Here is a 23,368-nt window from a genome sequence, read left to right as displayed (position 1 = left end):
GTAATTACTTCCTTTTTTAAAATTAAAGTCCAAGATAAAATTTTGCAAAAATGACGGCTGCTGCGGCACCAAAGAACGGTGCGATACCAGGCACAAGCAACCCGTATTGCCAATCGGCAGCTGCCTTGTTCTTCAATGGCAGGATGGCAAAGGCAATTCGTGGGCCGAGGTCCCGCGCTTGGTTCATGGCGAACCCAGTTGGGCCCCCAAGTCCCATCCCAATGGCCCAGACTAACAGCCCGATACCAATTGGCATGATGCCGGGTGTCTTGATGGTCACGATGACCATGATCCCTGTCAGGAAAATGAAGGTGTCAAAGAATTCGACGAAGAAGTTCCGTGGCAGGTTCCGGACACCAGGACCCGTTGAGAAAATGTTTCGGATCGTCACTGGGTCGATCTTGTCGTAGGAGTGTTTAAATTGGTCGGCGTACATGATGTACACGATGACGGCGCCAATAACCCCACCAGCCAGTTCAAAAATCGAAACTTCAATGAACCGGATAAAGCTCATGTTCCCCAGTAAGAATTGCGCAAATGCCATGGCTGGGTTCAGGCAGATGGTTGGAAAAATAAATAAGACAATTGAGATGCCAAATGCCCATGTTGTGATGGCAAATAAATGCCTGAACCGTGGTACTTCGTGTCATTTAAAACGGTGTCGGCGTGAACCCCGACCCCAAAAACGATCATGAGGGCAGTCCCCATTAATTCCGCAAATAATTGATGCATGTTAGTTCATCCCATCTTCTTTGTCGTATGCTAGCAACGCTACGCGACGGACCGCGTCAAGACTGACGTGGTGGCTGTCGGCTAGGGCTGCTGCGCTATCGTATTCAACAGTTACTTTTTGTTGTGCGTTAAACGTGCCAATTTTAAGGGTCACCTCACCAAATTCGGTGGTGACGGTCTTAAACGTTCGTGGTAGGGTTGCCCGCTTCATGGTGGCCCAACGCACGCCAAACGTGGTGGTGTGGGTCATCAGCAGGTCAACCATGGCCTGCAGTTTTGCACTGGTCGTGATCACCGTGACTGGTAAGCTGGCCGGTTCTTTTTCATGAAGATCGGCGTAAAGTAGGCGTCGTAAGCCCCAGCAGTCATTAATCTCTCAATGGCATACCCGAGCCCCTCACCTGACTGTTCGTCCACGTTGGCGTGGATCTCCACGATTTCATCGCTGGTGGAGTGCACTTCTTTTTGGCTAGCCAATGGTGTCAGCAGCAGTCCGCGCAACCCATTTAAATGCCCGGTGTCACGGGTACCGAAACCGTAGCCGACCTTTTGCACCTGCATATCGTCCGGAATCGGGCCGAATGAATCAAAGGCCAATTTGGCGATTGCAAAGCCAGTTGGTGTCACCAATTCAGTATGAATGTCAGTCCGTTGCCGAACGGGCACCTCACTGTTTTGGCGCATCTGCATCACGGCTGGTACGGGCACGGGCATGGTCCCGTGGGCCACTTCAATGGTGCCGGAGCCGTCAACCAATGTGCCGCTGATAATCCCGTCAATGCCCATCATCTCAAGGCCAACGAAGAAGCCGACGATGTCCACAATGGAGTCCAGCGCGCCAACTTCGTGGAAGTGGATCTCATCCAGTGACAATTGATGAACGTGGGCTTCCGCCTGTGCAATCTCGTTAAAGACGCCCAGTGCCTGGATCTTCACCGACTGGCTCAGGTTCGAGTTGTTGATGATCGTTTCGATCTCCTGCAGGTTGCGCCCGTGGTGATGGTGGTGATGATGCGGCGTGGCGGCCAGGTCATCGTGGTGGTGATCATGCTCGGCCAAGTGGTCATGGTGGTGATCGTGTTCAGCAAGCTGGTCGTCATCGTGATGGTGGTGCTCGTGGGCCTCAACCTCCTGCGCGGTGAGACTCTCATCCGCGTGGTGGTGCGCATCGTCCAGCACAACGCCGAACAACTGCCCGCCGATTGCAGACCGGGTCGTCTTCTCCAGTGTCAGGTGGTAACCGGACACTTTTAATTTTTCAAGTTCCGCCTGAAACTGGTCAAAGTCCAGTCCTAGGTCGAACAGGACACCCAGCAGCATGTTGCCGCTAAGCCTGAAAAGGGGTCTAAATATAAGTAAGCCATTACTTGTTCTCCGTTAAATGATTGATCTGACTGGCACTGTAGCCGGCGCCGAACCCGTTATCGATGTTGACCACGGTGATGCCAGACGCACAGGAATTCAACATGGTCAACAGGGCGGACATACCGCCGAAACTGGCGCCGTAGCCGACACTGGTGGGCACGGCGATGACCGGTTTGTCAACGAGGCCGCCAACGACGGAGGCTAAGGCCCCTTCCATGCCGGCGATGACGACCTGGGCGTCACGGATGACGTCAAGGCGCGCAAATAGCCGGTGGATGCCGGCGACACCCACGTCGTAGACCCGGGAAACGACATTCCCGAACGCCTCAGCCGTCAGCGCGGCCTCTTCAGCCACCTTCAGATCCGATGTCCCGGCTGTGACCACCGCAATTTTGTGGGTGATCGGCGTCAGAGCAGTCTGTTGCCACAGCATCACCTGAGCATCGTCACGGTAGGTCATGTCAGGATACGCTTGAAGCACCTGATCCGCCTTGTCCTGTGACACGCGGGTCACTAAAATATTCACTTTTGTGGTCAGCATTGCCTGAATGATGCCGATGATCTGCTCGGCCGTCTTCCCTTCACCATAGATGACTTCAGGATAGCCGGTGCGGCGCTGACGGTCGGTGTCGACCTTGGCGTAGTCGAGATCCACAAAACCGGGATCATCGAGCTGTGCCATGGCAGCGTCAACTGACAATTGTTGATCCGCGACCTGTTTTAAGAGCGCGGCCATGTTGTTTTTTGCCATGTTCAGATTAGTCCTTTGTCTTGACGATGACGCCTAAGCCATCAGGGATAACAGTTACCTTAGCTTTTTCGCCTTCACGCTTGTAGGCCATTTCCATGGCTTCTTCCAAGCTCGATGCTAATTCCATGTGCATGTCAGTCACAAGGTTTGGTTGAACGAGATCTGAGACCATGATAACGTGGTGGTTGACCAGGATTCGAGCCAAAATTTGTGCGGTCCACTGGTCAGGAATGGTTTCCAGACGTGGCGTGTTGACGGCTTGGTCTAAGAAGACCTTAGGATCGTCAACGTCGGCCAAGTTATGGTAGAAGCCTTCACCACCGTGACCATCGCGGCAACCAGAAACCATGATGATGGTCCCGTGGTCCTTGTTGGTGGCTTCGGCAGCGGTCATGCCCTTAACGGCTTGGTAGATGTTTTGGTCCAGTGGGTAGCCACCGTTAGTTGAGATCGAAATATCAGAAGGAATGGCGTCGACCTGTGATAAGGAAGCGACAAAGTCAGTCCCCTTCTTGTGGGCGTTTTCCAAATCACCAGCAAATGAGGCGATGATCTTCTTATCTTCATCCAACACAACGTTGAGGATGAATTGTAAATGAACGGCCTTGGCAGCGAACACCATGTCCTTGTGGATCATGTTGTGGTGCAGGTTCCCGGTCCGGCTGTGCTTGTCGGCAACGAATTCACCGGAGTGGTTGGCCATAATAGTTTTGTATGAGGCGATTCCAGGCAAAACGGACTTCCGACCGCCGGAGAGCCCAGCGAAGAAGTGAGATTCAATGAAGCCTTCGGAGATCAACAGGTCAGCTTCAACAGCGACCTTGTTTAAAATGAGATCCCCGCCTGAAGGCAGCTTGCCAATGTTGACCATGTCTCATCTTTTTGGGAGTAGTGCATGACAATTTCTTCATTATCAACGATTTCTTGCCCGTACTTATTGATCAATTCTTCGCGGGTCGATGGTCGGTGAAATCCAGTGGCCACCAAAATCCGAACGCGAGCGTCTGGTGCGACAGAACGAATCCGACGTAACAAAATTGGGGTGATGATGTGTGATGGGACTGGCCGGGTGTGGTCGGAAGAAATGATGACAATGTTCTTCTTACCCTTGGCTAATTCCTCCAATTTTGGGGAGTCGATCGGGTTATCGAGCGAGCGTTCCACAGTCTCAATTTCTGAAATGGGATTCTCGTAGTTCGCAGCTTGTGAAACTAATTTCCCAGCAAAGTTCTCATCTGGGATGTGTGCCGTGATCTTTTTCTTATCATACGGCAAAGTAATATCAATCATGTTTGTCAATCTATCCTTTCTCTCGAAGCTAAGCACTATCATATTCTTTTGAGTTTTCAAAAAATACTCTCATTGTTGCGTTGTTTTCAGCGTCAAAAATAAGCGTATGATTTGTTACATAAGGAAAAATTAACTTCACAATGACTGGAAGTGTGCTAAACTCAAATAGGTATGATTTAGGACATCAATTAAATTGGGCTTGTGAAATTGTTTCCACCCTTCTAAGGATCTGAAAAAACACATGGTTATGAACCGAACTGAGTATCTATTAAACCAAATGGAGGCCGCCCACGCCCCCGTCATTACAAAAAAACGCCACACCTATTTGACCTACCATGGCCTTGAAGAGACGAACGCTTACATTTTAAAGCGCGGGATCGTTAAGAACTCCATCATTCTGCAGGATGGGCGCGAGTTCAATTTGTCATACATCGCAAAGCCAGATGTCATTAGTCTATTACGAGATGAAATTTCAAAGGATACGGACCAGCCGTTCAACGTCCGCATCGAGTCGGACACTGCTGAGTTCTATAAGATCGACCGCGTCACCTTCTGGCAGATGGTCAATAAGGATGACGAGTTAAACAACTATGTCAAGGAATACTACCGGACGAAGTTGTCTGAGAACATCTTACGTTCTCAGCAGATGATCATGGGCAGCAAGCACGACGTGGTCTGCACGTTCATGAACCAGCTGGTCGGCCTATTCGGTAAGCGGTTGCCAGAGCATCAAGGCATCCTGATCGACTTCGTGGTAACCAACCTAGATATCGCAGGCTTCTGCGGCATCAACTCCCGCTCGTCAGTGACCAGAATTTTGAGTGACCTGCGTGCTGAGGGGATTATTGATATTGTGGATCATAAGTTTGTGGTTAAGAATATTAATTTTTTGAGGGATTATGTGCCGATGTAGAGAGTGTGGAAGGAAGCGGTTAAGAGGTGGAGCCTAAGTAACTTTGGCAGAAAATCCCGGTTTTGGATTTTTTGCCCGAAGTTACTTAGGTGCAACCTCTTGCTTTCTGGAACACGTTTCGGCAATGTGGAATTAGGACGCAGTCTAGGATACAGGTAAAGACAACAACGCCTAAAAAAGAAGCATAAGAGCTTCTTTTTTAGCTGGAATAGACAACTCTCACATTTCCAATCAATAAAAAACAGCAACGCACGCTCTCATCATGAGAAAGTGCGTTGCTGTTTTTAGTTTCGTTGTATCAAATTTATCCTCAAACGACTTCAATAAAACGGCCTACTCACTTCTTACCAGCCTTTTCCTCCCGTTCCTGATCCATCTTCCTCGCTATCTTCAGTGCCTTTTGATAGTGCTCTTCATCCGAAAAATCGAAAAACCAGTTTACAAGATCTTCGTCAGAAATATATTTTTCAGTATCAAGTGCATCGTCTGGGATAGTTACCCAATTTGCTTTGTCCCATTCAGACATTGGTATCATTTCCTATCTTTTAATATTGTTCTTGAATTTAAAAATTGAAGCTTTGTAAAAATTACCAGCCTTTTCTTTTCGTTCTTGATTCATTTTTCTTGCTATCTCAAGCGCTCTTTGATGATGCGCTTCATTCGGGACCCACTTTTCAGTATCAAGAAACTCTTCAGAAATAGTGATTTTCTTTGCCTTAACCTATTCAGACATGAGTGCTAGTTCCGTTCAGCTTGCTATCTAAGTTCTCTTAATACTAAGTAGTTGCGGCCCTACTTACTAACCTAATTATATCAGATACTAAGATAATAATAACGATACGCAATTATATATATGGTTAACTATAATTCTTAACTTCCTCGATTTTATTCTGCATTTCAAGTTCATAATCCCAGTTCAATAAGGCTAAAAATTCAATTAGACTACTTGATGACGCCATCGACATCACAAGCAAATTAAGAAATTACATAATAAAAATCGCGGTCGACAATCTAACCACGATTTTTACTATCTTCACGTATTCAATTTACTTAAATTCTAAAACTCAACGATACCAGTTTAGTCTGGAAATGGTGTGTCAACAGTCTGATACCGATTTCCACCATCATCAGACCGTTGAAGTTCGCCATCTTTATTTATCCGATAAGAGGCAATAATCGGATTAACCTGTTCAGCTGCCCCGGCTTTCTTCATATCTTGCGTTGAATGGTCTTCTCTCAGGTAAATATTGAGTAAGCCGCCATCCATATCTTGTTCAAACATGTAGTCGGTACGCTTAAACTTTGTCTCTGACTGATAGTCTGCCCATACCCAATCATCAACCTGCTTAGCAGTTAAATGCGTCGTATCAGTAGACCCTTGCGTACTGGACGACTCACTGGCAGCCGAATCATCACTATTAGTATCAGCAGTTTTGTCCGGCGTAAAGCTAACACTTTGTCCGTTAAACAGAATATCAATCTGACTCGAACTCACTTCCGTCACCTTATAAGCCATAATGCTGGCATTAGCGCCCGTTCCATTGTATGACTTCAACAAGTAGGTATCGTTTCCAAGGGTCTTGTATGACAAATCAGAGTTCGCACCCCATCCAGCCCCTTCACCCGCTGCATCGGTCTTTTTATTCGCGTGGTACAGCACATTGACGCCGTTCGTGCTGTCAGCCGTAATTGAAAAATGGATCTTGGCGTAAGGATAATCGCTATTTTGAGCACCCGCTAAAGCCGGGGAAGAAGAGACGAATCCAGACACCCAGTTGCCTTGAAGTGCCGTTGGTGCGCCACTGGTCCACTGGCCATCCGTATCGCCAACCATGTAACTATTATTAACTTCTGCCTTTGAACTTTTAACATTGTATCCTAAATTGTCTTGCAGAGGCGTCAATGTTAAATCAAAAGTATTGCTATCGCCTACATCATCCATTTTTAATGTCGTTATACCTTACGAGGAAGTCGATGCTGATTTAACCTTAGCATCTTGCAACAAGCCTCGCGAAATACTCTGCACCCAGTGCCAGGCACCATTCTTCCAGTAGAAGTTCGAGTAAGTCACCCCACTCGCCTGTTGCGTGCTCTTATCCTCGATATACTTGCCCGCAATCGGTGATAGCGCAGTGGTGGCAACGGATGGCGTGGCGCTGGCCGTCGCCTTGACCGCGGTCTTATTCGTCGCCGATGCCTTTGGTTTAAACACTTTTGCGCTTGAGCTGGCACTGCTGCTGTTCTTTTTGGCTTGACTGGAATTGCTGCCGCAACTGGTTAAGATCAGCGCGACCGCTGCAATACTTGCTAACATTCCCCAATGTTTGTTAATCATCCTAACGCCCCAATTCAATTTTTAACTCTATTAATTAATATCTATATTAGAACATACAATTGGTTTTCGCCATGGGTAATGCGGAAACGATAAGTAAAATATTCCCCGTTAATCATATTTTCATGTGCTATGATAAATATGTACCTATTATTGGTTAGACAATTTTTTTAATATACATAGCAATTTAGTTTGAATTTAGAAAGGAATACTTCACATGGATACCAAAAGCCAAATTCTTGAAGCGGCCTATGCCCTCTTCCAAGAAAAATCCTATGATCAGACAAGCGTCACAGATATCTGCAATGCTTGTCACATTACCAAACCAGCCTTTTACTACCACTTTAAGGCAAAGGCTGATCTTCTACTCTATTTCTACAAGTCAACGGTCGAAAAACTCGTTCTGACAGTCGATACAGATAATGTTAACTATTGGAAACAACTCGTCATGTGTTTTATCCAACTCGCTCAAGCAGAGAATAAACTTGGGGCAGATATGATCAGTAAGGTGTTTGTGGCTAACCTCACCCAAAACCGACATACATTCGATTTTAATGACGCTTTCAAAACAACATGTGTGACACTAATCACTAAGGCACAAACTGCTGGTCAAATTCAAAATACTCAGGCACCTGATGAGCTCTTCTACACCGCTTCCTATATTTTTTCTGGGTATGATATCATGTGGGCAATCGAACACGATGAAATCACCCGAATAAACGGTATGATTACGTCGTTTAACACCCTTTTTAATGTTCCAAAACAACATCAATTTACTTTCGATATCAAATAAAGATTAACCAATATGTCGGTTGTCCTTTATTTTTTGGTGCTATTCTTTACTCGAGTAAAGATAGTGAATTTTAAAACAAGAAAGGTTGGATGAACATGAAAGGTTGGCAATTCACTGAAACAGATACACCGTTGAAACTAGTTGAACAGGCAGATCCTACACCAAAGCCAGATGAGGTTATCCTGGCACTGAAAGCCTCGGGACTATGCCATACAGATGTTGGCATTCTTCACGATCCTAGTTGGGCGCCCATGGTAGAATCACCTGTCATTATTGGCCATGAAACAGCTGGTGTTGTGACCCAAGTCGGCGCTGATGTCACCAATGTAAAAGTTGGTGATCGGGTAGCTGTCTCCCCTCAAAATTCTGAGACAGGTAAAACAATTGGTGCATTCCGAGATGGTGGCTACGCCGATGTACTCGCTGTCCCAGCCGTTCAGTTGGTTCCCCTTCCTCAAGATGTTTCATTTATTCAGGGCGCTGCTGCGACTGATGCTGGTATGTCAGCTTATCACCCACTTTTCGTTGTTGGTCAAGCGAAGAAAGGTATGAAAGTCGGTATCATTGGCATTGGTGGCTTAGGTCAGTTTGCAACTAATATGGCCGTTATTGCTGGCTGTGACGTTTACGTTGCTGACACTAAAGCCTCATCACGTGATTGGGCGATGCAAATCGGCGTGACTGCTGCTTATGAAAACATCTCTGACTTAGCACAACATCATTTAGACCTCATCGTTGATTTTGCAGGATTTGACACGACCACCAACGAGGCAATTAAAGCTGTTAAACCAGGTGGCACTATGGTCCTTGTCGGAATGGGTATTCTTCATTCTACAATTGACACTGGTGCACTGATTTTTAATAATATTAAATTGATTGGCAATTCAGGCGGTACGCCAGCAGATATTGCCAAAGTACTGGATTTCTTTGAAACTGGAAAAATGCATCCAATGCTTGAGACAACGAGTTATGATCAAATTCCAGAGGGACTTGTTCGAGTTCAAAATGGTGATGTGAAAGGCCGTTTAATTGCAACTCGCGATTAAAATTTAATTATAAAATGTAAGCGTTTCCCAAGGAGGAGTTTCTATGTCTAGATTAAAAGATGGTACCTACCAAGGATCTGGCACTGGTAATCGTGGTGAAATTTCGGTATCCGTCACGGTAAAGAATGACAAGATCACGAATGTTAGCATCGTTGATCAAAATGAAACAGACGGTATCAGTACAGCTGCATTAAAAAAAGCCCCTGAACTAATAATGGATTATCAGTCCTATAGCATTGACGCCGTAACAGGAGCAACGGTGAGTTTCCAAGCCGTTCAAAAAGCAGTGCAAGAAGCCCTCGCAAAGGCCGGCGACAACAGTATTTTCGATAAACCCGTTGATTTGCGTCACACCGTCGAAGATAAAGACGATAACGATTACCGATATCTTGATCCCGAAACAATTAAGTTTGAAGACTCGAGCGATGTACTGATCATCGGAGCAGGTGCTTCCGGTCTGTCAGCCGCCATTGCCGCACGAGAGGCTGGCGCAAGCGCCCTCGTTTTGGGGAATATACCTCCAGCTATATGCTGTCCGACATGACGTTATCTGGTGGCTATTACAATGCTGGTGGCGGAACCAGTCTACAACGCAAACAGGGTATCGAAGACTCCAAAGAAAATTGGAATAATTATCTTAAAGCTGTTGGCCAGGGCTTTGAAGACGACATGATGCGGAACACAATCGTTGAGCACGGTGCCGAAGATTACGAGTGGTTAGCTAACGATGTCGGCGTTAATTTTCTCGAAGTTCAAATGATTGGCAATGAAATGGCAATGAAGGATTATGCAACTCCGGCCGCTCGTTCACACTTAACTGTCGAAAAAAGCGGTGTTGGCCTTTCACGTCCCCTTTTCAAGAAAGCTGATGAACTAGGCACTAAATTTGTTTTTAACATCACCGCACAAAACCTGATCACTGACAAATCAAACCGAGTAGTTGGCGTTCACACCAATAAAGGTAATTTTAGAGGTAAAAACGTCATTGTTGCCACTGCTGGATATTCTCGAAATAAAGATCTGCTGAAAAGATTCGCGCCGGACTTCGCAGTGGGTGAATCCTATGGTTCCATCCGTCAAAACGTTGATGGCATTATTATGGGTGCCGAAGTTGGCGCTAAACTTACTGATATGTGGATGCCAATTGCAAGTTCCATGGGGGCTCAATCTGGCGACAACGTTTGCATTGGACCCATCTGTGCAGCATGGAAATATCCTTATATCTGGGTTGGTGAAGATGGAAAACGCCACTTTAGAGAAGATATGTACTTCGAAAGCGGGTCAAAACACATTGCCAGTTTACCAGGCGGTTACGTTTGGCTAGTATTTGACCAGCGCATGGCTGAAGAAGATCCTGGTGCTTTCTCTGCACCAGCAGTATCACCATGGTTAAAGCGGGAAGTTGAAGATGGTTACTTCAAAAAAGCCGATACCATTGTAGACTTAGCCAACCAAATCAACCTTGATCCTGACGTTTTGACTGCGACAATTGATAAATGGAATTCCGATTCAGAAAACGGAAAAGATACTGAATATGGACGGACGAATGTTCTCGGGGCATTAAAGGCCCCGTTCTATGCTGCCAAGATGGCACCTTCAACGCCCGATACAGCTGGTGGACTGACAATCAACAGCCAAACCCAAGTTTTGGATAACCGTAACGAAGTCATCCCTGGTCTATACGCCGCCGGAAGCACAACGGGCGGATGGCGTGGCATGACTTATCCTGGTTGCGGTATGGGAATCACTAATGCTATTGTCTTTGGACGTCTTGCTGGCGCAGAAGCAGCTAAAAGTACATCAGATGTTAGTACTGGTGCTTCGCAACATGTGAACGCATAATAATAAAAGGCCAATCATCTTAACGTAATGATTGGCTTTTTTTATTTCATTTCAGAATAAACCTTTAAAATACAATTCTTCAGTATTCAAAAGCGACCAATGTTGCAACAACTTTTTACTTCTGAATCAACGCGTCATCAATCACATGCTGTAAAGGCCGCTCTTTAATCATATGCAAAACACCCTGAGTTTCTAATTCCTGAATAGGGCGTCTGACCGACACCTTATGGTAGCGCTTAGGATCATCATTAAACAAAAATTCGACGAGTTCTGTGTCCTTCACACCAGTAATCGCATCCTCGGTAAACAACGCGGATTGCGCAAAGACAAACGCAACGGTCCATTGAATATCATCAGAAAGTTGTTGATGAAGTCGCGTGGCAGCTGCGTCGAGTTGCTCAGTCAACACCCTCAGATTTTGGATCACATCTTGTTGCCCCTGAACAATGATGGTGAGCATTTGTGTAATAAACAAGGTTAAATCAGCACGATTTTGGTAATCATCAGCCTGTTTAAATGCCCGGTAATAGCGATTCTGTTCCGCACGAATCGCCGTTGAAATGGATAATCCGGTATAAGTATCAAACTTTGCTGCTAGATAAGTCGATAAAAGATACCGTCCAGTCCGCCCATTACCGTCGTAAAACGGATGCGTATTCTCAAACATAAAGTGCGAAACGATTGCTTTGATCACGTCTAAAATATCATCGTTATTCATAAATTTAATTAACGATATAATACTTTCTTGAATCTCACTCTCTGTCCTTGGCGGCGTGTGAACTTTTTTGAGCTCATCACCGATATAAACGGGTTGCTTCCTAAAATGTTGGCCATCCGGTAACTTAGAATCCGGTATTTCTCCATCTAACAACTGATCATAAATGTGCCGAATATCAGTAAGATCATGGATTGAAACGACACGACCTGAAGTCGTCGAGTTGTATAAACGAACAGTTGAGGTCAATCGTTTCTGAGGTGCCTGTTTTGAATCCAAATCACCAATGATCGTGCTGATTTCATGTTTTGTTACATCAACACCTTCAATTTTATTCGTGTAGTAGACTTCCTGAGTCAGCAAATTTCGCCGATATATTTCACTAGCCACCCCAGGTAAGGTGTTTGAAAGGTCTTGAATCTCGGCTGAATGTCGGAAAATCTTATTCACCAACGCCAGCAGTGAGGTTGTTTGAACAAAAAAGAGTGGATACTTTGCTACTTGAGCGTATAAGTCAATATCTAAAGTTGGCACTAATCTGGATACGACGGTTGAGTAACCATTCAATCTTTCTTGATACTCCCTTTCAACGCTTCTACTGAACGTATTGCGCCACTATCATTATATTTATATTTTGACAGCAATTGATAATCCATCATTCCACCAAATTTCTTATATACATGATTGTATCTTCAATTATATTTGAAGAAAACAGAGAAATGTTGAAATCGAAATTGAGCCTTTCATGCTAGTCCATTATTAATCAAACAAAAGTCCAACCTTCAAACTCACTTGGTTGGACTTTTTAACTCACTCAATATTTCTTTTAATATCGATCCAACATTCGTAGACTGGTGATCAAGAGAGAATTCTGAAATGCTTTCACTGTTTTCAATTGCCTCCAGGGTCCGGTTTTCCTTAATAATTCGTTGCATTTGGACACTATCTGCTTTGACGTATGTTTCTCCCAAATATTTGCTTAAAGCCAGATTGAGTTGTTTCTGTGTTTTGAACCCAGGCGTTATTTTTTCAAAATAAGCTAACAGCCATAACTCAAAACTCTCGTTGGAGAAACAGATTTCACACTTCGAGCCACCAATTTTTAGTCTTTTTGATTTTTGTATCATCGCCTTAATCTGACTATCAGTATCATTATTTTTATCAAAAACAATAAAAACGGTGGTCTTAGCATTCGGTTGTACTCGCGAATTATTCTTTATCATCCGTTGAGATTTCTCAACCCAATCTGTACCGCTTTTTTAAGGATTTTAATAGTTTTGGCGCTTGTCAACCGATATTCTTGCCACAATGTATCAAAAAACACCTTCTCAGTCTCTCCTTCAACGAAGAAAAGGAATTGCCTTGTTAACCTTTCTCTTCTTTCTTTCTCGGCTCACCTTTTTAGTGCCTCCATTAACAATCCCTGATTGACAATCTGTGTCGCACCATAACGACCTTCTAAGTAACGCTTTTTATAATTAAAATCACTGCGTTTTAAAGCCGGATCGTCAAAATCAAATAAACTAAATAATTCTGTTTCGCCAAACTGGTTTTTCTCCGCAAACCAAATCTGGTCTTGACGTAAACGACAATCCATAAGCGATAGTTCATGAGTGGTAAGAATAAATTGATTGGTCTGTTCTTCACTGTTAATTAGCGCAATTAATGCTTCAGCAAGTTCAAGATGATATGAGCGATCAAACTCATCGATAAGTAATGTTTTTCGACTGTTGCTTAAAAAATAAAGTGCCAATATCATAAACACTTTTGTTCCTGTACTTTCATTAGTAAAGTGCACCGAAAATGTACCGTTTTCTGATCGATGAGTACAAAAAACATCCAAAACAGATGATTGAATTGTCTCTGCCATGTTGGCTTCATCAGTGTCCTCAGAATTTAGCTTGTTCAGAATGTACGATGGGTTTGGGACTGTCTCGGGATGCTCCCTAACCTCAACGTCTGTAATATTAAAGTCAGCAGCTTGTAAAAAATGAATGAACTTTTTTTTAAATTTTCCATTCTTCAACGCTTTAAATTTTGTGTTCTGAATGGCATTAGTATTGATTAGAATTAAGTCTTCGACAAACCAACGATAGGCTTCTTTAGCAACTGTCACATTATTCTGCTGGGCAAAGTAAAGAAGCAACTGATTCTTTCTTAGATTATCAATAATAGGTTTTAATTGATCTGGTATTTCTGACACAAGCTGTCGTCGACGTGAAAAAACGACCTGATTATTTTTAGTTAAGTTTTCACCAACAATTTCCTTGGCATTGTACTCAAGAAAGTAGTCATATTCATTATTATTTTCAATGAATTTAATGTCAAAAATTGTGTTATCAGAATTATAGCCAAACGTATCAGTATTTAATCTTTGTATTTCATCCGGTGTCGGATGTAACACTAAACTTTTTAACATCGTCAGAGCTCTTATCAAATTCGTTTTTCCATTAGCATTTGCGCCAAACAGCAAAGCCGATTTTAATAATTTTTCGCGCTTTAAAGTAATCGTATTGTTATCCCGGAATTTACTTAAGTGACGACCTGTTTCCATCGAAAATTCCTGTTCACCTTTGAAGGATCTATAATTTGTCACTTTAAAATTAACTAACATGTACTCACTCCTTAAAAAACGAAATATCGTTTTCTTTAAACGAATATACTATTATTATCCAATATATTTGATAATAGTCAACGGAAAATATCTAAATAAGAAACAAAGGTAATAAAAAGACAACTAACAATTAAGCAGTTGCCTCTTTAATCATAGCTATAAACTTTTTTACACGAGTTAATCAAAAACGCGTTTCCGCAATGCCAACCCAAATCCAGCAGTCAGCATCAACAGCACCCCACCCAAAAGACCAACATTGGAACGCTGATCATTCGTCTGTGGCAATCTGGCTGCTGGTTGCGCAGCCTGCTTGTCAGCACGGTGTGGCGTAACGGTTCTCACAACAGGTACACTAGGTACTACAGGTGTGATAGTCGGTGTTGGCGTTACGACGGAAGTTGTCGTTGTTTTAATTGGCGTCTCTGGTATCGTCGATGGCGTCGGTGTTTCTGGCGTCGTGGGCGTAACAGGAGTCGTAGGTGTCACTGGCGTTGTCGGTGTTACCGGAGTGGTCGGTGTCACTGGTGTCGTAGGAGTTACTGGCGTTGTTGGCGTTGTCGGTGTAGTCGGCGTAGTCGGAATGTAATCATTAGTAATCACAACCGTCCCATCCGCCAGCGTCGTCTCACCTGTTTCCGTGTAGCCTGCAACCGCCGTTTCGACAACGGTATACCGAATGGCCTTCCCCTGAGCATCCGTTTCATCAAGGGTCGCAAAACTGCCCTTGTAGTCGTTGGCACTGCTCAGAACAAGCGTCTGGTCAGTTGCCACACCATTCTTGTACAACGTTACGGTAACTGCTGGCGTCGTCACACCGTCCGGAACACCCGTCCACTTCTTTTCAACAGTGAGCGAGGTGGTCACTGGAATGTAGCTGTTCGTGATGACGATTGTGCCGGCAGCGTTGGCGGCGTCACTGATTTCAGAATACCCGGCAACGGCTGCTTCCTGAACGGTGTACGTAATCGCATTGCCGGCAGCATCCGTCGTATTAAGACCGGTAAAATGACCTTGATAGTCGTTAGCAGCATCCAGCGTCAAGGTTTGATCGGTGGCTGCCCCATTCGCATACAACGTCACGGTAACTGCTGGCGTCGTCACACCGTCCGGGACACCCGTCCACTCCTTTTGAACATTGAGCGAAGTGGTCTGCGGCGTGTAGGCGTTCGTGAGCACAACGGTACCGTCAGCGTTAACGACATCACTCGTTTCAGTATACCCAGCAGGAACCATTTCTTGCACAGTATAACTGATTGGATTCCCATTGGCGTCCGTTGTATCCAGGTTCGTAAAACTGCCTTTGTAGGCATTGGCACTATTCAGCACCAAGGTCTGGTCAGTCGCAACATCATTTTGATACAGCGTGACGGTCACATCAGGCGTCGTAACCCCTGATGGCACACCAGTCCAATCCTTCTCAACATTGACTGAGGTAACTGGCATATCATAAGCCGCAACAGTTGCCTGAGCCGTGTCCGTTGTGATGGAAAATGGGACCTGCGTTGCACTCACGGCGTAACCCGCTGGTGCAGTCGTTTCAACGAAGTAGTAAGAACCGCTGTTCAAGCCATTGACATTTATGCTGCCAGCAGTACCGGTTGTGAGTCCTGATCGAACAAGTGTCCCATCAGCCGTGTAGAGGTCAAAAGTCGCATTACTTAAAGCCGTGGTCGTGCCAGTCGCATACTTCGTCAACGTTACGGCGCCGACTTGGCCGTCACCGTCACCGGTACCGCCCCATGAAACCTGAGCGTTGGCAACATTAGTAGACCCTGAGCCGTTACCATCAGATGACGTGCCTGAAGCAGAGTTGGTCAATGTCCCACCGTTACCCGGGTTAGTGATCTGAGTTGAGTAGGTAATATAGACGCCACTCGTCAGGTCGCCGAGGTTGATAGTGATCGTGTTGCCGTTAACAACAACACTGGTTGGCGTAATCACAGCAGCATCAGAAGCGATGACGTTACCCGCAATCGTACCTTCTTTAACGACCATACTGTCCGCGTTATACGTTTGACCAGCGCCAAGCGTATCCGTAATCACAGCATCATGAAGCGTGGCATTTTGCATGTTGTACAAAATATCCCAGTAAACCTTGGTTGGCTGACCGTCATTATTAGTCGAATTGCCATCCGTCCAACCACCCTTGGCAATCACCGTAGTGCTACTGTCGTTACCGCTGGAACTGGTCGTCGTCCCCACAACGTTCACGTTCATCGTGCCCTTACGATTATAGGTCGTACTGGCCAACGCATCCGTAAACGTAATGGTTCCAGTCGCTGAGTCATGTGGTAATGCAACCGTCGCAATCACCGTTTCACTACCTGTCAGATACAAGTTAAACGTCGTGTCAGTAGTCGGCTTAGCCACCACCGTGGCTGGTAACGTAAACGTCGCGGTATCGCCGGCACTAACGGTGAGCCCATCAGGAATCGACCAGGTATACCCAACGTTGTAGCTGCCAGTGGCGCTCAGCGAAATCGCATCGGTCACATCAGCACCACCGTTTGAGTTGTCGGTAATGGTGGCATCCGCTGCGCCCAAACCGTCGACTTCAATCGTGACCGGTGTGTCAGAATCACTGTCGCTGCTGAGTGCTGAACGTGCCAGCAGCTTCGTGCTAAGTTGCGCGGTCGGGGTGACACTAGCCGCACTGCTCTTAGCCGTCTGTAATGCTACTTTAGTCTCAGCATTAGTGGCTTCAGTCGTATCATCTGGCTGGGTCTCAGCGACAGATGACGATTGCTCATCCACAATTGACGTCGCTGAACGAGTCGTGTTTGTATTAACCGGTGTTGTACTATTAGAAGTAGCAACTGTCGCGGAATTGCTGGCACTAACAGCTTGTTCAGAAGCACTCGTGTCAGAAGACGAAGATGAAACGACATCACGCGTCCCATCCGTATCGCTGGTCGCTTGTTGACTAGTTTTCAAGGCAACGGACTTGGCGGTGCTGATCGTGGCGGCATGGGTTGTTTCCGTGCTTGAAGCAGCACTGGCACTCGAAGCTGCAGTGTCATTTGCTGAAGCGTTGACAAGATTCAACCCCAGAGCAGTCGCAAACGCAGCCGCGCCAAGGATCAATTTTCCTTTAACGCTTTTCATTTTACAGATCCTCCCTTCCATAAAATATCGTAATCCCTCATCATAACCAAACAAATCCCCCTTTGTCGGTAAATTCGAATAACCTGCATTGGTCTATTCAACATTAGTATAAGACTTTTCATTGACTTGTATCGGTCACAATTTGTGATATTTGGTGCATATTCTATAAAAATTTGTCATTATTACGAAGCTGTTTAGTGATCTTTAAAGGTTTCAAGTGTGCTTTACACTATGATAAATTGTCTCAGTGTTTCAAATTGTCGAAATACAATCAAACAAATAGAAAGGCATTATCTTTTTCTTTCAGTGCGCCACGACTTCATTACATCTTACAATCTGGTACTTATGTTTGAAATAATTCACAAAGTAGTAAGTTCATATCCTTGTATTACCGGCAATCACGACTCCTTGACAATATCAATGAGCAATCTACTTGTAAGCGCTTAACTAATTGGCTACACTATCATCGAAAGGAATCATTTATCATACGCTAAGTTTTCTCAACAAGGAGGCCCCATCATGACTGATATTAAAAACGTAACAGTTGCTGGTAGTGGTGTGTTAGGTAGTCAAATTGCTTATCAATCTGCGTATAGTGGTAAAAACGTGACGATTTATGATATTAATGATGAGGCGATTGCGAAAGCTAAGGAACGGGTTAAAGGGCTGCGGTCGCTGTATGAGCATGATTTGAACATTAATGATGCCGAATTCGAAGCTGGTTTGGAAAATCTGAGCTACTCAACCGACTTAGCGGATGCTGTAAAAGATGCCGACTTGGTGATCGAAGCTATTCCTGAAAAGCCTGAGATCAAGCACAGTTTCTATCAACAGCTCGCAAAGATAGCGCCCGCAAAGACCATTTTTGCAAGTAACTCATCGACCTTAGTTCCAAGCATGTTCATGGACGACACAGGCCGGCCGGAGAAATTCTTGAACCTGCACTTTGCTAACCAAGTCTGGTTGAACAATACGGCGGAAGTCATGGGCTCACCGAAAACTGACCCGGAAATCTATAAGGAAATCGTTGAGTACGCGCGTGAAATTGGTATGGTGCCAATTCAGCTACAGAAGGAACAACCAGGCTACATTTTGAACTCGCTGCTGATTCCATTTTTGAACGCTGGTCAAGAACTTTGGGCTAAAGGCGTTGCTGATCCGCAGACGATTGATAAGACCTGGATGAAAGCTACTGGCGCGCCTAAAGGACCGTTTGCGATTCTCGATGTGGTTGGGTTGCGGACAGCTTATAACATTACTGCCACCTATGCTGCTAATGCCCATGATGAACAGCTTCAGGCTGTTGTGGCCAATATTAAGAAGATGCTGGATGATGGCAAGCTTGGACGGGAGTCTGGGGAAGGGTTCTATAAGTACCCTCACCCGGCATTTGAGGATCCGGACTTTTTGAAGATTTGATCACTTATTATGAGAAATTAAAGACACATATTTAAAGATGGGAGTGTTGAATTTTAAAATTCACACCCCCTATTTTTTAGGCTCTAATCCTAAATTCAGCTTGCTTTCACGTAAGAAAACATCTTAAGATAATCCAATAAAAAAATGATGCGTTAATTCTGTGTTCCGACTTTCACACCTTAAATAAGCGATAACATAAAAAATGAAGATAATTCAGTAAATCAAAGCCACGAAAAAATTAATCATTAACTTCTAAAAGCAACTTTCCACGAACCAAGCAAAAATTTCTAGTGTGTTTGGTTTACGAAAGTAGCTTTTTTGTACACAATTATCTATAATAGAACCAAGTTAATATGAAAGGAAGTTTTTATTTATGTTTTCATCATCTAAAAGTCGTTGGTACTACTGGTACATCCCTAACATAAATCTGCTAAAAAAGCCTCCAATATGATTCCAGAGAAATTCAAATGGAAAAGCTAAAAAACGCAGTAAATTCACCCTTCCAAAAAAACGCGTGGTTTTTTGGATTGCTTGTCACTTTTCTATCAATCTCTTGTAACGTATTAGTCCTAATAGTAACACACGCGGATACCGTAATTGTTGCTGGTATTGAGTCAAACAGCGGTCACTTAGTTAATAAGGACTTAATAACATCTATTACGGAACTAACTACATCCATGAATAATGCGATTACAACCATTGGAACTGTCTTTGCTTTTCTTTTAATATTCTCTGCGCTCTTCACTGTATATGAAGTCAACCTAAATCATCGCCGAATCCTGGTACTTAATCAGCTATTTAAATGACAAAAATAAAGTAAGTGATCTAGTATTTGTAGAACATGATTTTTAATTTGATTACTATGGCGGAGAAATCGTTCACTTCGCTAATCAAAAAGAGCCATTAAGCCTATTTCAAAACTTGATGACTCTTTTTAATACTAATGAATTAACTGTCCAGTTACATATCATCTGTCTTATGTCATTTTCCATTAGAATACAAATACTTAAATAAATCATCAGTACTAGAATCATTCGCCAATTCATACCAAACATGATGCATCGGTATGACATGGGAATCAAACATGTTTATAAACTTACTATTTTATGTCGAATAATATGGCAAAACGGTTCTCTGAGCATAGATCTAATGAATGTATATTAAATAAACGCAATGTTTATTATAAGTTTCAATCCGACAACCATTGAAATGCAGATATTCAGTTAGACTTAATTTATACCAGTGAAGTATATCCTACGGTTCATTGTAAAATACTCGTTCTTATCCGACCAAAATCAACTGAAACAATGTACTAATTCGAGATTTTATCGTTTTCAAAATTCTTAACTTTGAACCTTTACCCAGAAAGGATAGTGTAGGATGATACATGGTAACTTTTTATTCCAATGGAGGTACCAGTGTAATACCACTGTATGACTCATTTAGACTTTAAATCCGGAACTTTAAATCATGGATAAAAGTGTGGCTACATAATCACCTTGCTTCAAGTGATGGTGAACCATTGTGATGAGATCTATCTGATTTGTCAATTATTAACTGAACATCATGTAATAAGTTTACACTTGTCAAAATGGCCTCCCCTTGGCCTAGCCTCTGAACACTTTCTCTGCCTTTCTCATCCAAAAAATTGTTTATTGCATATATTTCATTCGGCTGAGTTAGTCTATGAATCAGTAAAGTGCCCATTTGACCAAGTAAAACTGTTGAAACATCATTAGGACTTTGCGTTGTTAATAAAAGATAAATGCCTTTTTTTCTCCCCTCTCTTGCTAAAGTAATGAGGCCTTGGTAATTCTCATTTCCATCATCGGTTTCTTTTTCTGTATATCTATGAACTTCGTCAATAAATATTAAAAATGCTCTGTTTTCTTCTAATTTATTTTCAAAAAGATAATTACTGATTAAATCAACAACCATTCCACCAGCACTATCATTCGACCCAATTTCTGAAGTATCAATTCTAAGACTATGAATATCATCATTCAAAAATTGTTGTAACGAGTCAATCAAAGAATACGGCAGTGTGCCTAAAAACAATTCCTGTAATTTTGTTGTTTCTAATTTTTGATGTAATCTATCAGCCAACAGTCTAATATTTTTCAACCTAAAATCGTCAACTTTTAGAATTCCTCTGCCATTTTCCACAGCAGCTTCTTCCAGTAATTGCTTTTCTAATAGGCCCAAATCAAAACTTGTATCTTTTCTCGTTAGTGAAGCAATGTCTTTTTGAACCAAACTAATATTTTTATTTGTCTTTACATATTCATACGCATGACAATTTTTCTCTTGAAACCTTAATGCTTCAATAGCATCATAAGAGCAGGCGCCTGAATTCCAGGGCTTGCGCTTAATAGTTCTACCCACTGTGTAATCGACAGACTACCCGAGGCAATATTTGTATCAACTCCGAGCATTCTATTTGTAACTTCAGAATCAAATGAATCATCATATTCCCCAGTAGGTCTATTATCAAAATTTTAATATGTGCCTTCAACATTTTATCTAAAATTGACAAAGCTGAAGTACTTTTGCCGCTACCTGTTGTTCCGATAATCATCATATGCCTACTAAAAAGTGTTACCGGTTTAAATGCAAGGCGGATACTTTTGTCTACTCCAAGAGAAGAAAATGCTTGTAGTGGAAATTCATCAATGTTTTTCGTAACCTCTAAAGATGCATAATACTTTTGAATGATTTTTTCGGGTGCAACATAAACTTTATCGTGAACACCGGCATTAATAAAATTAGTAGCATCAAAGTTCTCAGTATCAGGATTTAATAAAGCTAAAGTTTCCACAATGATTTCAGGGAATATTTTTGAATACATTCCTTGTTTCATTAATGTGTGGATACTATCCGTATCTCGAATAGCATTTTGTTTAACTCTTGCAATTAGAACACCTTTCACATTGTTAATGAGCACTAAGAAATTTATGGTCGAAGGAGTCAAATTTTCACCATTTAAAATCCGAGAATTTAATGTTGAAAGATTTTCAGCTTGAACTTTAACAATACTTTTTGAAACCTCAGAAACTGTCCCAAGATAATAATTTTCTTTACTAAGACTATGTTTTGATGAAGAAGTTCCCAAATCCCAAAACACTTGATCAATGTTCATTCAAATCACCACCTAAGTAAAAGGGCAATTCGTTTATAGTTGCCTTTAAAAACGCAACAGAATAACCAGCATTCATAAGATTTTCTAGTTCTTTCCAACCATTACTTATTTGATTCGATATATTGAAATCTGTAACCAAAACTGACAGACCTTCATTATGACTAACAGCATGATGTACCATTTGGGAAATATGATTATCCCCAAAACTAAACCCATTAGTTATTAGTAGGGTATTGGGACGATTAATTAATTCTTGAAACTTAGAAAATAAATCAAAGAATGGTTCTGTATACGATTGCATATACTTATTTGAACTTGGAAATATAAGATTAGGTTGGTTGATTTTGTCCTGTTTGTTGCGACGATAAATTCTTCCATTAATTGGCTTGGTCCATGTTAGTGAGCCATGTAGCTTTATTAAATTTATTACTTGCTTTTTATAAACAAGCTCATCGGTTGTTAAGTTTGGAATATCACGCACTAAATTCCATTCAAAATTATCTGCATCAAAGAAAGGATTTAAATCATGAGAAAAACCATCGATTACTGAATATCCCAATTTTTCCGCGGCATCCTCAAAAAGAGTATCATAGTTTGTCGTTACTACGGTTAATTTATTTGGCGCTACGACTTTATTTGCCAACATATTAATAACTCTATTATGAAATAATAATCGTTCATCATATGAATAACTGGTCTCTTCCTCAATTACTTTATATATCTGGTCTAATGTTTTCAAATATTTATTTTTTGAGCGACCTATAAATGGTTGAGCAGACTCTGCTTTAGAAATAAAGTCCTCTAAATCAAATTGATTCTCATCAGGGTTCGTGTATTCATATTTACAAAGGCTCGCCATTGTATCAAGACTCAAAAATTTCTGATTCTCAAGCCTATCTTTTATACTCGCTTTCAAGTCCTTCATCGATTTACCTACACTTCTATCATCTTGATAACCAGTAATAGAAGCACCCGCCCCAGCTATAAAGACTATTTGAGTATAATTTCTAGCAAGATACAATTTAACAACATTTAATATCATATCCTTAAATGTGTTTATATCTGCCTCATCACCATGCTCATTCGTGATTTGTCTTCCATTTTTAAGAAAAGCGTCTTTTTCGTTTCCCGTTTTCTTCTCAAATAGCATGCCTGGATACTTAAAAAAGCTTTCAGAATTCAGATTAGTGGCAAACACAGAATCATTTTCGTTTTTATTCATATTTCGCCTCATCATTAAAAAGATAAATTAATTTGCTGTTAATTACGTTTATAATTATACTACTTCAAGATGTAAATACGTGTTCATTGT

General features: G+C 42.6%; 17 protein-coding genes and 3 pseudogenes. 6 read left to right on the top strand and 14 right to left on the bottom strand.

Features of this window, described 5'->3' with window-relative positions; genetic code table 11:
* Nucleotides 1-22: 22 nt before the first annotated feature.
* The 4 genes and pseudogenes from larD to larA form a co-directional block, all read right to left on the bottom strand.
* Nucleotides 23-732, bottom strand: a pseudogene (gene larD, locus JCM11969_RS09870) (D/L-lactic acid transporter LarD).
* Between the two features lies 1 nt (nt 733).
* A pseudogene (gene larC / locus JCM11969_RS09865) lies at nt 734-2,052 on the bottom strand (nickel pincer cofactor biosynthesis protein LarC).
* A gap of 43 nt (nt 2,053-2,095) precedes the next feature.
* Entirely contained in the window at nt 2,096-2,848 is a 753-nt protein-coding gene (larB, locus tag JCM11969_RS09860) for a nickel pincer cofactor biosynthesis protein LarB (protein WP_054710913.1), read from the bottom strand.
* Between the two features lie 7 nt (nt 2,849-2,855).
* Nucleotides 2,856-4,138, bottom strand: a pseudogene (gene larA / locus JCM11969_RS09855) (nickel-dependent lactate racemase).
* Nucleotides 4,139-4,379: 241 nt separating this feature from the next.
* Here larA and JCM11969_RS09850 point away from each other — a divergent pair.
* Nucleotides 4,380-5,051: a Crp/Fnr family transcriptional regulator gene (locus JCM11969_RS09850; RefSeq protein WP_054710911.1), complete on the top strand. Its 672-nt coding sequence runs from the start codon at nt 4,380-4,382 to the stop codon at nt 5,049-5,051.
* Nucleotides 5,052-5,388: 337 nt separating this feature from the next.
* On the opposite strand, the gene JCM11969_RS09845 is transcribed toward JCM11969_RS09850, so the two are convergent.
* The 3 genes from JCM11969_RS09845 to JCM11969_RS09835 form a co-directional block, all read right to left on the bottom strand.
* Nucleotides 5,389-5,577, bottom strand: coding sequence for a hypothetical protein (locus JCM11969_RS09845; protein ID WP_054710909.1), 189 nt, complete (start codon nt 5,575-5,577; stop codon nt 5,389-5,391).
* A gap of 552 nt (nt 5,578-6,129) precedes the next feature.
* Nucleotides 6,130-6,993 carry a hypothetical protein gene (locus JCM11969_RS09840; RefSeq protein WP_054710907.1) on the bottom strand — a complete coding sequence of 288 codons (864 nt, stop codon included), beginning with the start codon at nt 6,991-6,993 and terminating at the stop codon, nt 6,130-6,132.
* A gap of 18 nt (nt 6,994-7,011) precedes the next feature.
* The gene (locus JCM11969_RS09835) at nt 7,012-7,386 is read right to left on the bottom strand and encodes a hypothetical protein (RefSeq protein ID WP_054710904.1); all 375 of its coding nucleotides are present in this window, start codon (nt 7,384-7,386) and stop codon (nt 7,012-7,014) included.
* 214 nt (nt 7,387-7,600) lie between these two features.
* On the opposite strand from JCM11969_RS09835, the gene JCM11969_RS09830 reads away from it, so the two are divergent.
* From JCM11969_RS09830 to JCM11969_RS09815, 4 genes are all read left to right on the top strand, one after another.
* Entirely contained in the window at nt 7,601-8,176 is a 576-nt protein-coding gene (locus tag JCM11969_RS09830; RefSeq protein WP_054710902.1) for a TetR/AcrR family transcriptional regulator, read from the top strand.
* Nucleotides 8,177-8,307: 131 nt separating this feature from the next.
* A complete protein-coding gene (locus JCM11969_RS09825) occupies nt 8,308-9,222 on the top strand; it encodes a zinc-binding dehydrogenase (protein ID WP_225353228.1) in 915 nt (304 codons plus the stop codon).
* Between the two features lie 43 nt (nt 9,223-9,265).
* Nucleotides 9,266-9,766: an FMN-binding protein gene (locus JCM11969_RS19890; protein ID WP_054710900.1), complete on the top strand. Its 501-nt coding sequence runs from the start codon at nt 9,266-9,268 to the stop codon at nt 9,764-9,766.
* The gene (locus JCM11969_RS09815; protein ID WP_054710899.1) at nt 9,763-11,064 is read left to right on the top strand and encodes an FAD-dependent oxidoreductase; all 1,302 of its coding nucleotides are present in this window, start codon (nt 9,763-9,765) and stop codon (nt 11,062-11,064) included. Before JCM11969_RS19890 ends, JCM11969_RS09815 begins: the two co-directional genes overlap by 4 nt.
* Before the next feature lie 115 nt (nt 11,065-11,179).
* Here the strand turns inward: JCM11969_RS09815 and JCM11969_RS09810 are convergent, their stop codons facing one another.
* The 4 genes from JCM11969_RS09810 to JCM11969_RS09795 all read right to left on the bottom strand — a co-directional run bounded on the left by JCM11969_RS09810 (nt 11,180) and on the right by JCM11969_RS09795 (nt 17,498).
* The gene (locus tag JCM11969_RS09810; RefSeq protein ID WP_054710896.1) at nt 11,180-12,346 is read right to left on the bottom strand and encodes a Fic family protein; all 1,167 of its coding nucleotides are present in this window, start codon (nt 12,344-12,346) and stop codon (nt 11,180-11,182) included.
* 221 nt (nt 12,347-12,567) lie between these two features.
* Nucleotides 12,568-13,002 (bottom strand): RloB domain-containing protein, encoded by a 435-nt coding sequence (locus JCM11969_RS09805; protein WP_054710894.1) that lies wholly within the window; start codon nt 13,000-13,002, stop codon nt 12,568-12,570.
* A 170-nt stretch (nt 13,003-13,172) separates the two neighbouring features.
* Complete coding sequence (locus tag JCM11969_RS09800) at nt 13,173-14,393, bottom strand: AAA family ATPase (protein WP_054710892.1); 1,221 nt, start codon at nt 14,391-14,393, stop codon at nt 13,173-13,175.
* 177 nt (nt 14,394-14,570) lie between these two features.
* Complete coding sequence (locus tag JCM11969_RS09795) at nt 14,571-17,498, bottom strand: Cna B-type domain-containing protein (protein ID WP_054710890.1); 2,928 nt, start codon at nt 17,496-17,498, stop codon at nt 14,571-14,573.
* Between the two features lie 519 nt (nt 17,499-18,017).
* On the opposite strand from JCM11969_RS09795, the gene JCM11969_RS09790 reads away from it, so the two are divergent.
* On the top strand, nt 18,018-18,917 hold the full coding sequence (locus JCM11969_RS09790; protein ID WP_054710888.1) for a 3-hydroxyacyl-CoA dehydrogenase: 900 nt from the start codon (nt 18,018-18,020) through the stop codon (nt 18,915-18,917).
* A 1,494-nt stretch (nt 18,918-20,411) separates the two neighbouring features.
* On the opposite strand, the gene JCM11969_RS17135 is transcribed toward JCM11969_RS09790, so the two are convergent.
* Genes JCM11969_RS17135 through JCM11969_RS09775 form a run of 3 tightly spaced genes read right to left on the bottom strand, consistent with a single transcriptional unit; the run spans nt 20,412 to nt 23,278 of the window.
* Complete coding sequence (locus JCM11969_RS17135) at nt 20,412-21,302, bottom strand: ATP-binding protein (RefSeq protein WP_082409269.1); 891 nt, start codon at nt 21,300-21,302, stop codon at nt 20,412-20,414.
* The gene (locus tag JCM11969_RS17130) at nt 21,295-22,056 is read right to left on the bottom strand and encodes a helicase HerA domain-containing protein (protein WP_082409268.1); all 762 of its coding nucleotides are present in this window, start codon (nt 22,054-22,056) and stop codon (nt 21,295-21,297) included. The genes JCM11969_RS17135 and JCM11969_RS17130 overlap by 8 nt, the downstream gene beginning before the upstream one ends.
* Nucleotides 22,046-23,278, bottom strand: a complete 1,233-nt coding sequence (locus JCM11969_RS09775) for an SIR2 family protein (RefSeq protein WP_054710885.1) — start codon at nt 23,276-23,278, stop codon at nt 22,046-22,048. The genes JCM11969_RS17130 and JCM11969_RS09775 overlap by 11 nt, the downstream gene beginning before the upstream one ends.
* Between the last annotated feature and the right edge of the window lie 90 nt (nt 23,279-23,368).

Source organism: Secundilactobacillus paracollinoides DSM 15502 = JCM 11969 (genome assembly GCF_001311135.1).
Taxonomy (GTDB): Bacteria; Bacillota; Bacilli; order Lactobacillales; family Lactobacillaceae; genus Secundilactobacillus; species Secundilactobacillus paracollinoides.
The sequence above is the reverse complement of the archived record's forward strand: the minus strand, read 5'-3'. Positions and strand labels throughout refer to the sequence as shown.

Excerpts from the sequence above, each read along its gene's own strand:
- JCM11969_RS09795 (WP_054710890.1), bottom strand. The coding sequence starts at position 17,498 with ATGAAAAGCGTTAAAGGAAAATTGATCCTTGGCGCGGCTGCGTTTGCG.
- JCM11969_RS09840 (WP_054710907.1), bottom strand. The coding sequence starts at position 6,993 with ATGGATGATGTAGGCGATAGCAATACTTTTGATTTAACATTGACGCCT.
- JCM11969_RS09775 (WP_054710885.1), bottom strand. The coding sequence starts at position 23,278 with ATGAATAAAAACGAAAATGATTCTGTGTTTGCCACTAATCTGAATTCT.
- JCM11969_RS09845 (WP_054710909.1), bottom strand. The coding sequence starts at position 5,577 with ATGTCTGAATGGGACAAAGCAAATTGGGTAACTATCCCAGACGATGCA.
- larB (WP_054710913.1), bottom strand. The coding sequence starts at position 2,848 with ATGGCAAAAAACAACATGGCCGCGCTCTTAAAACAGGTCGCGGATCAA.
- JCM11969_RS19890 (WP_054710900.1), top strand. The coding sequence starts at position 9,266 with ATGTCTAGATTAAAAGATGGTACCTACCAAGGATCTGGCACTGGTAAT.
- JCM11969_RS09835 (WP_054710904.1), bottom strand. The coding sequence starts at position 7,386 with ATGATTAACAAACATTGGGGAATGTTAGCAAGTATTGCAGCGGTCGCG.
- JCM11969_RS09805 (WP_054710894.1), bottom strand. The coding sequence starts at position 13,002 with ATGATAAAGAATAATTCGCGAGTACAACCGAATGCTAAGACCACCGTT.
- JCM11969_RS09790 (WP_054710888.1), top strand. The coding sequence starts at position 18,018 with ATGACTGATATTAAAAACGTAACAGTTGCTGGTAGTGGTGTGTTAGGT.
- JCM11969_RS09850 (WP_054710911.1), top strand. The coding sequence starts at position 4,380 with ATGGTTATGAACCGAACTGAGTATCTATTAAACCAAATGGAGGCCGCC.
- JCM11969_RS17130 (WP_082409268.1), bottom strand. The coding sequence starts at position 22,056 with ATGAACATTGATCAAGTGTTTTGGGATTTGGGAACTTCTTCATCAAAA.
- JCM11969_RS09800 (WP_054710892.1), bottom strand. The coding sequence starts at position 14,393 with ATGTTAGTTAATTTTAAAGTGACAAATTATAGATCCTTCAAAGGTGAA.
- JCM11969_RS09830 (WP_054710902.1), top strand. The coding sequence starts at position 7,601 with ATGGATACCAAAAGCCAAATTCTTGAAGCGGCCTATGCCCTCTTCCAA.
- JCM11969_RS09815 (WP_054710899.1), top strand. The coding sequence starts at position 9,763 with ATGACGTTATCTGGTGGCTATTACAATGCTGGTGGCGGAACCAGTCTA.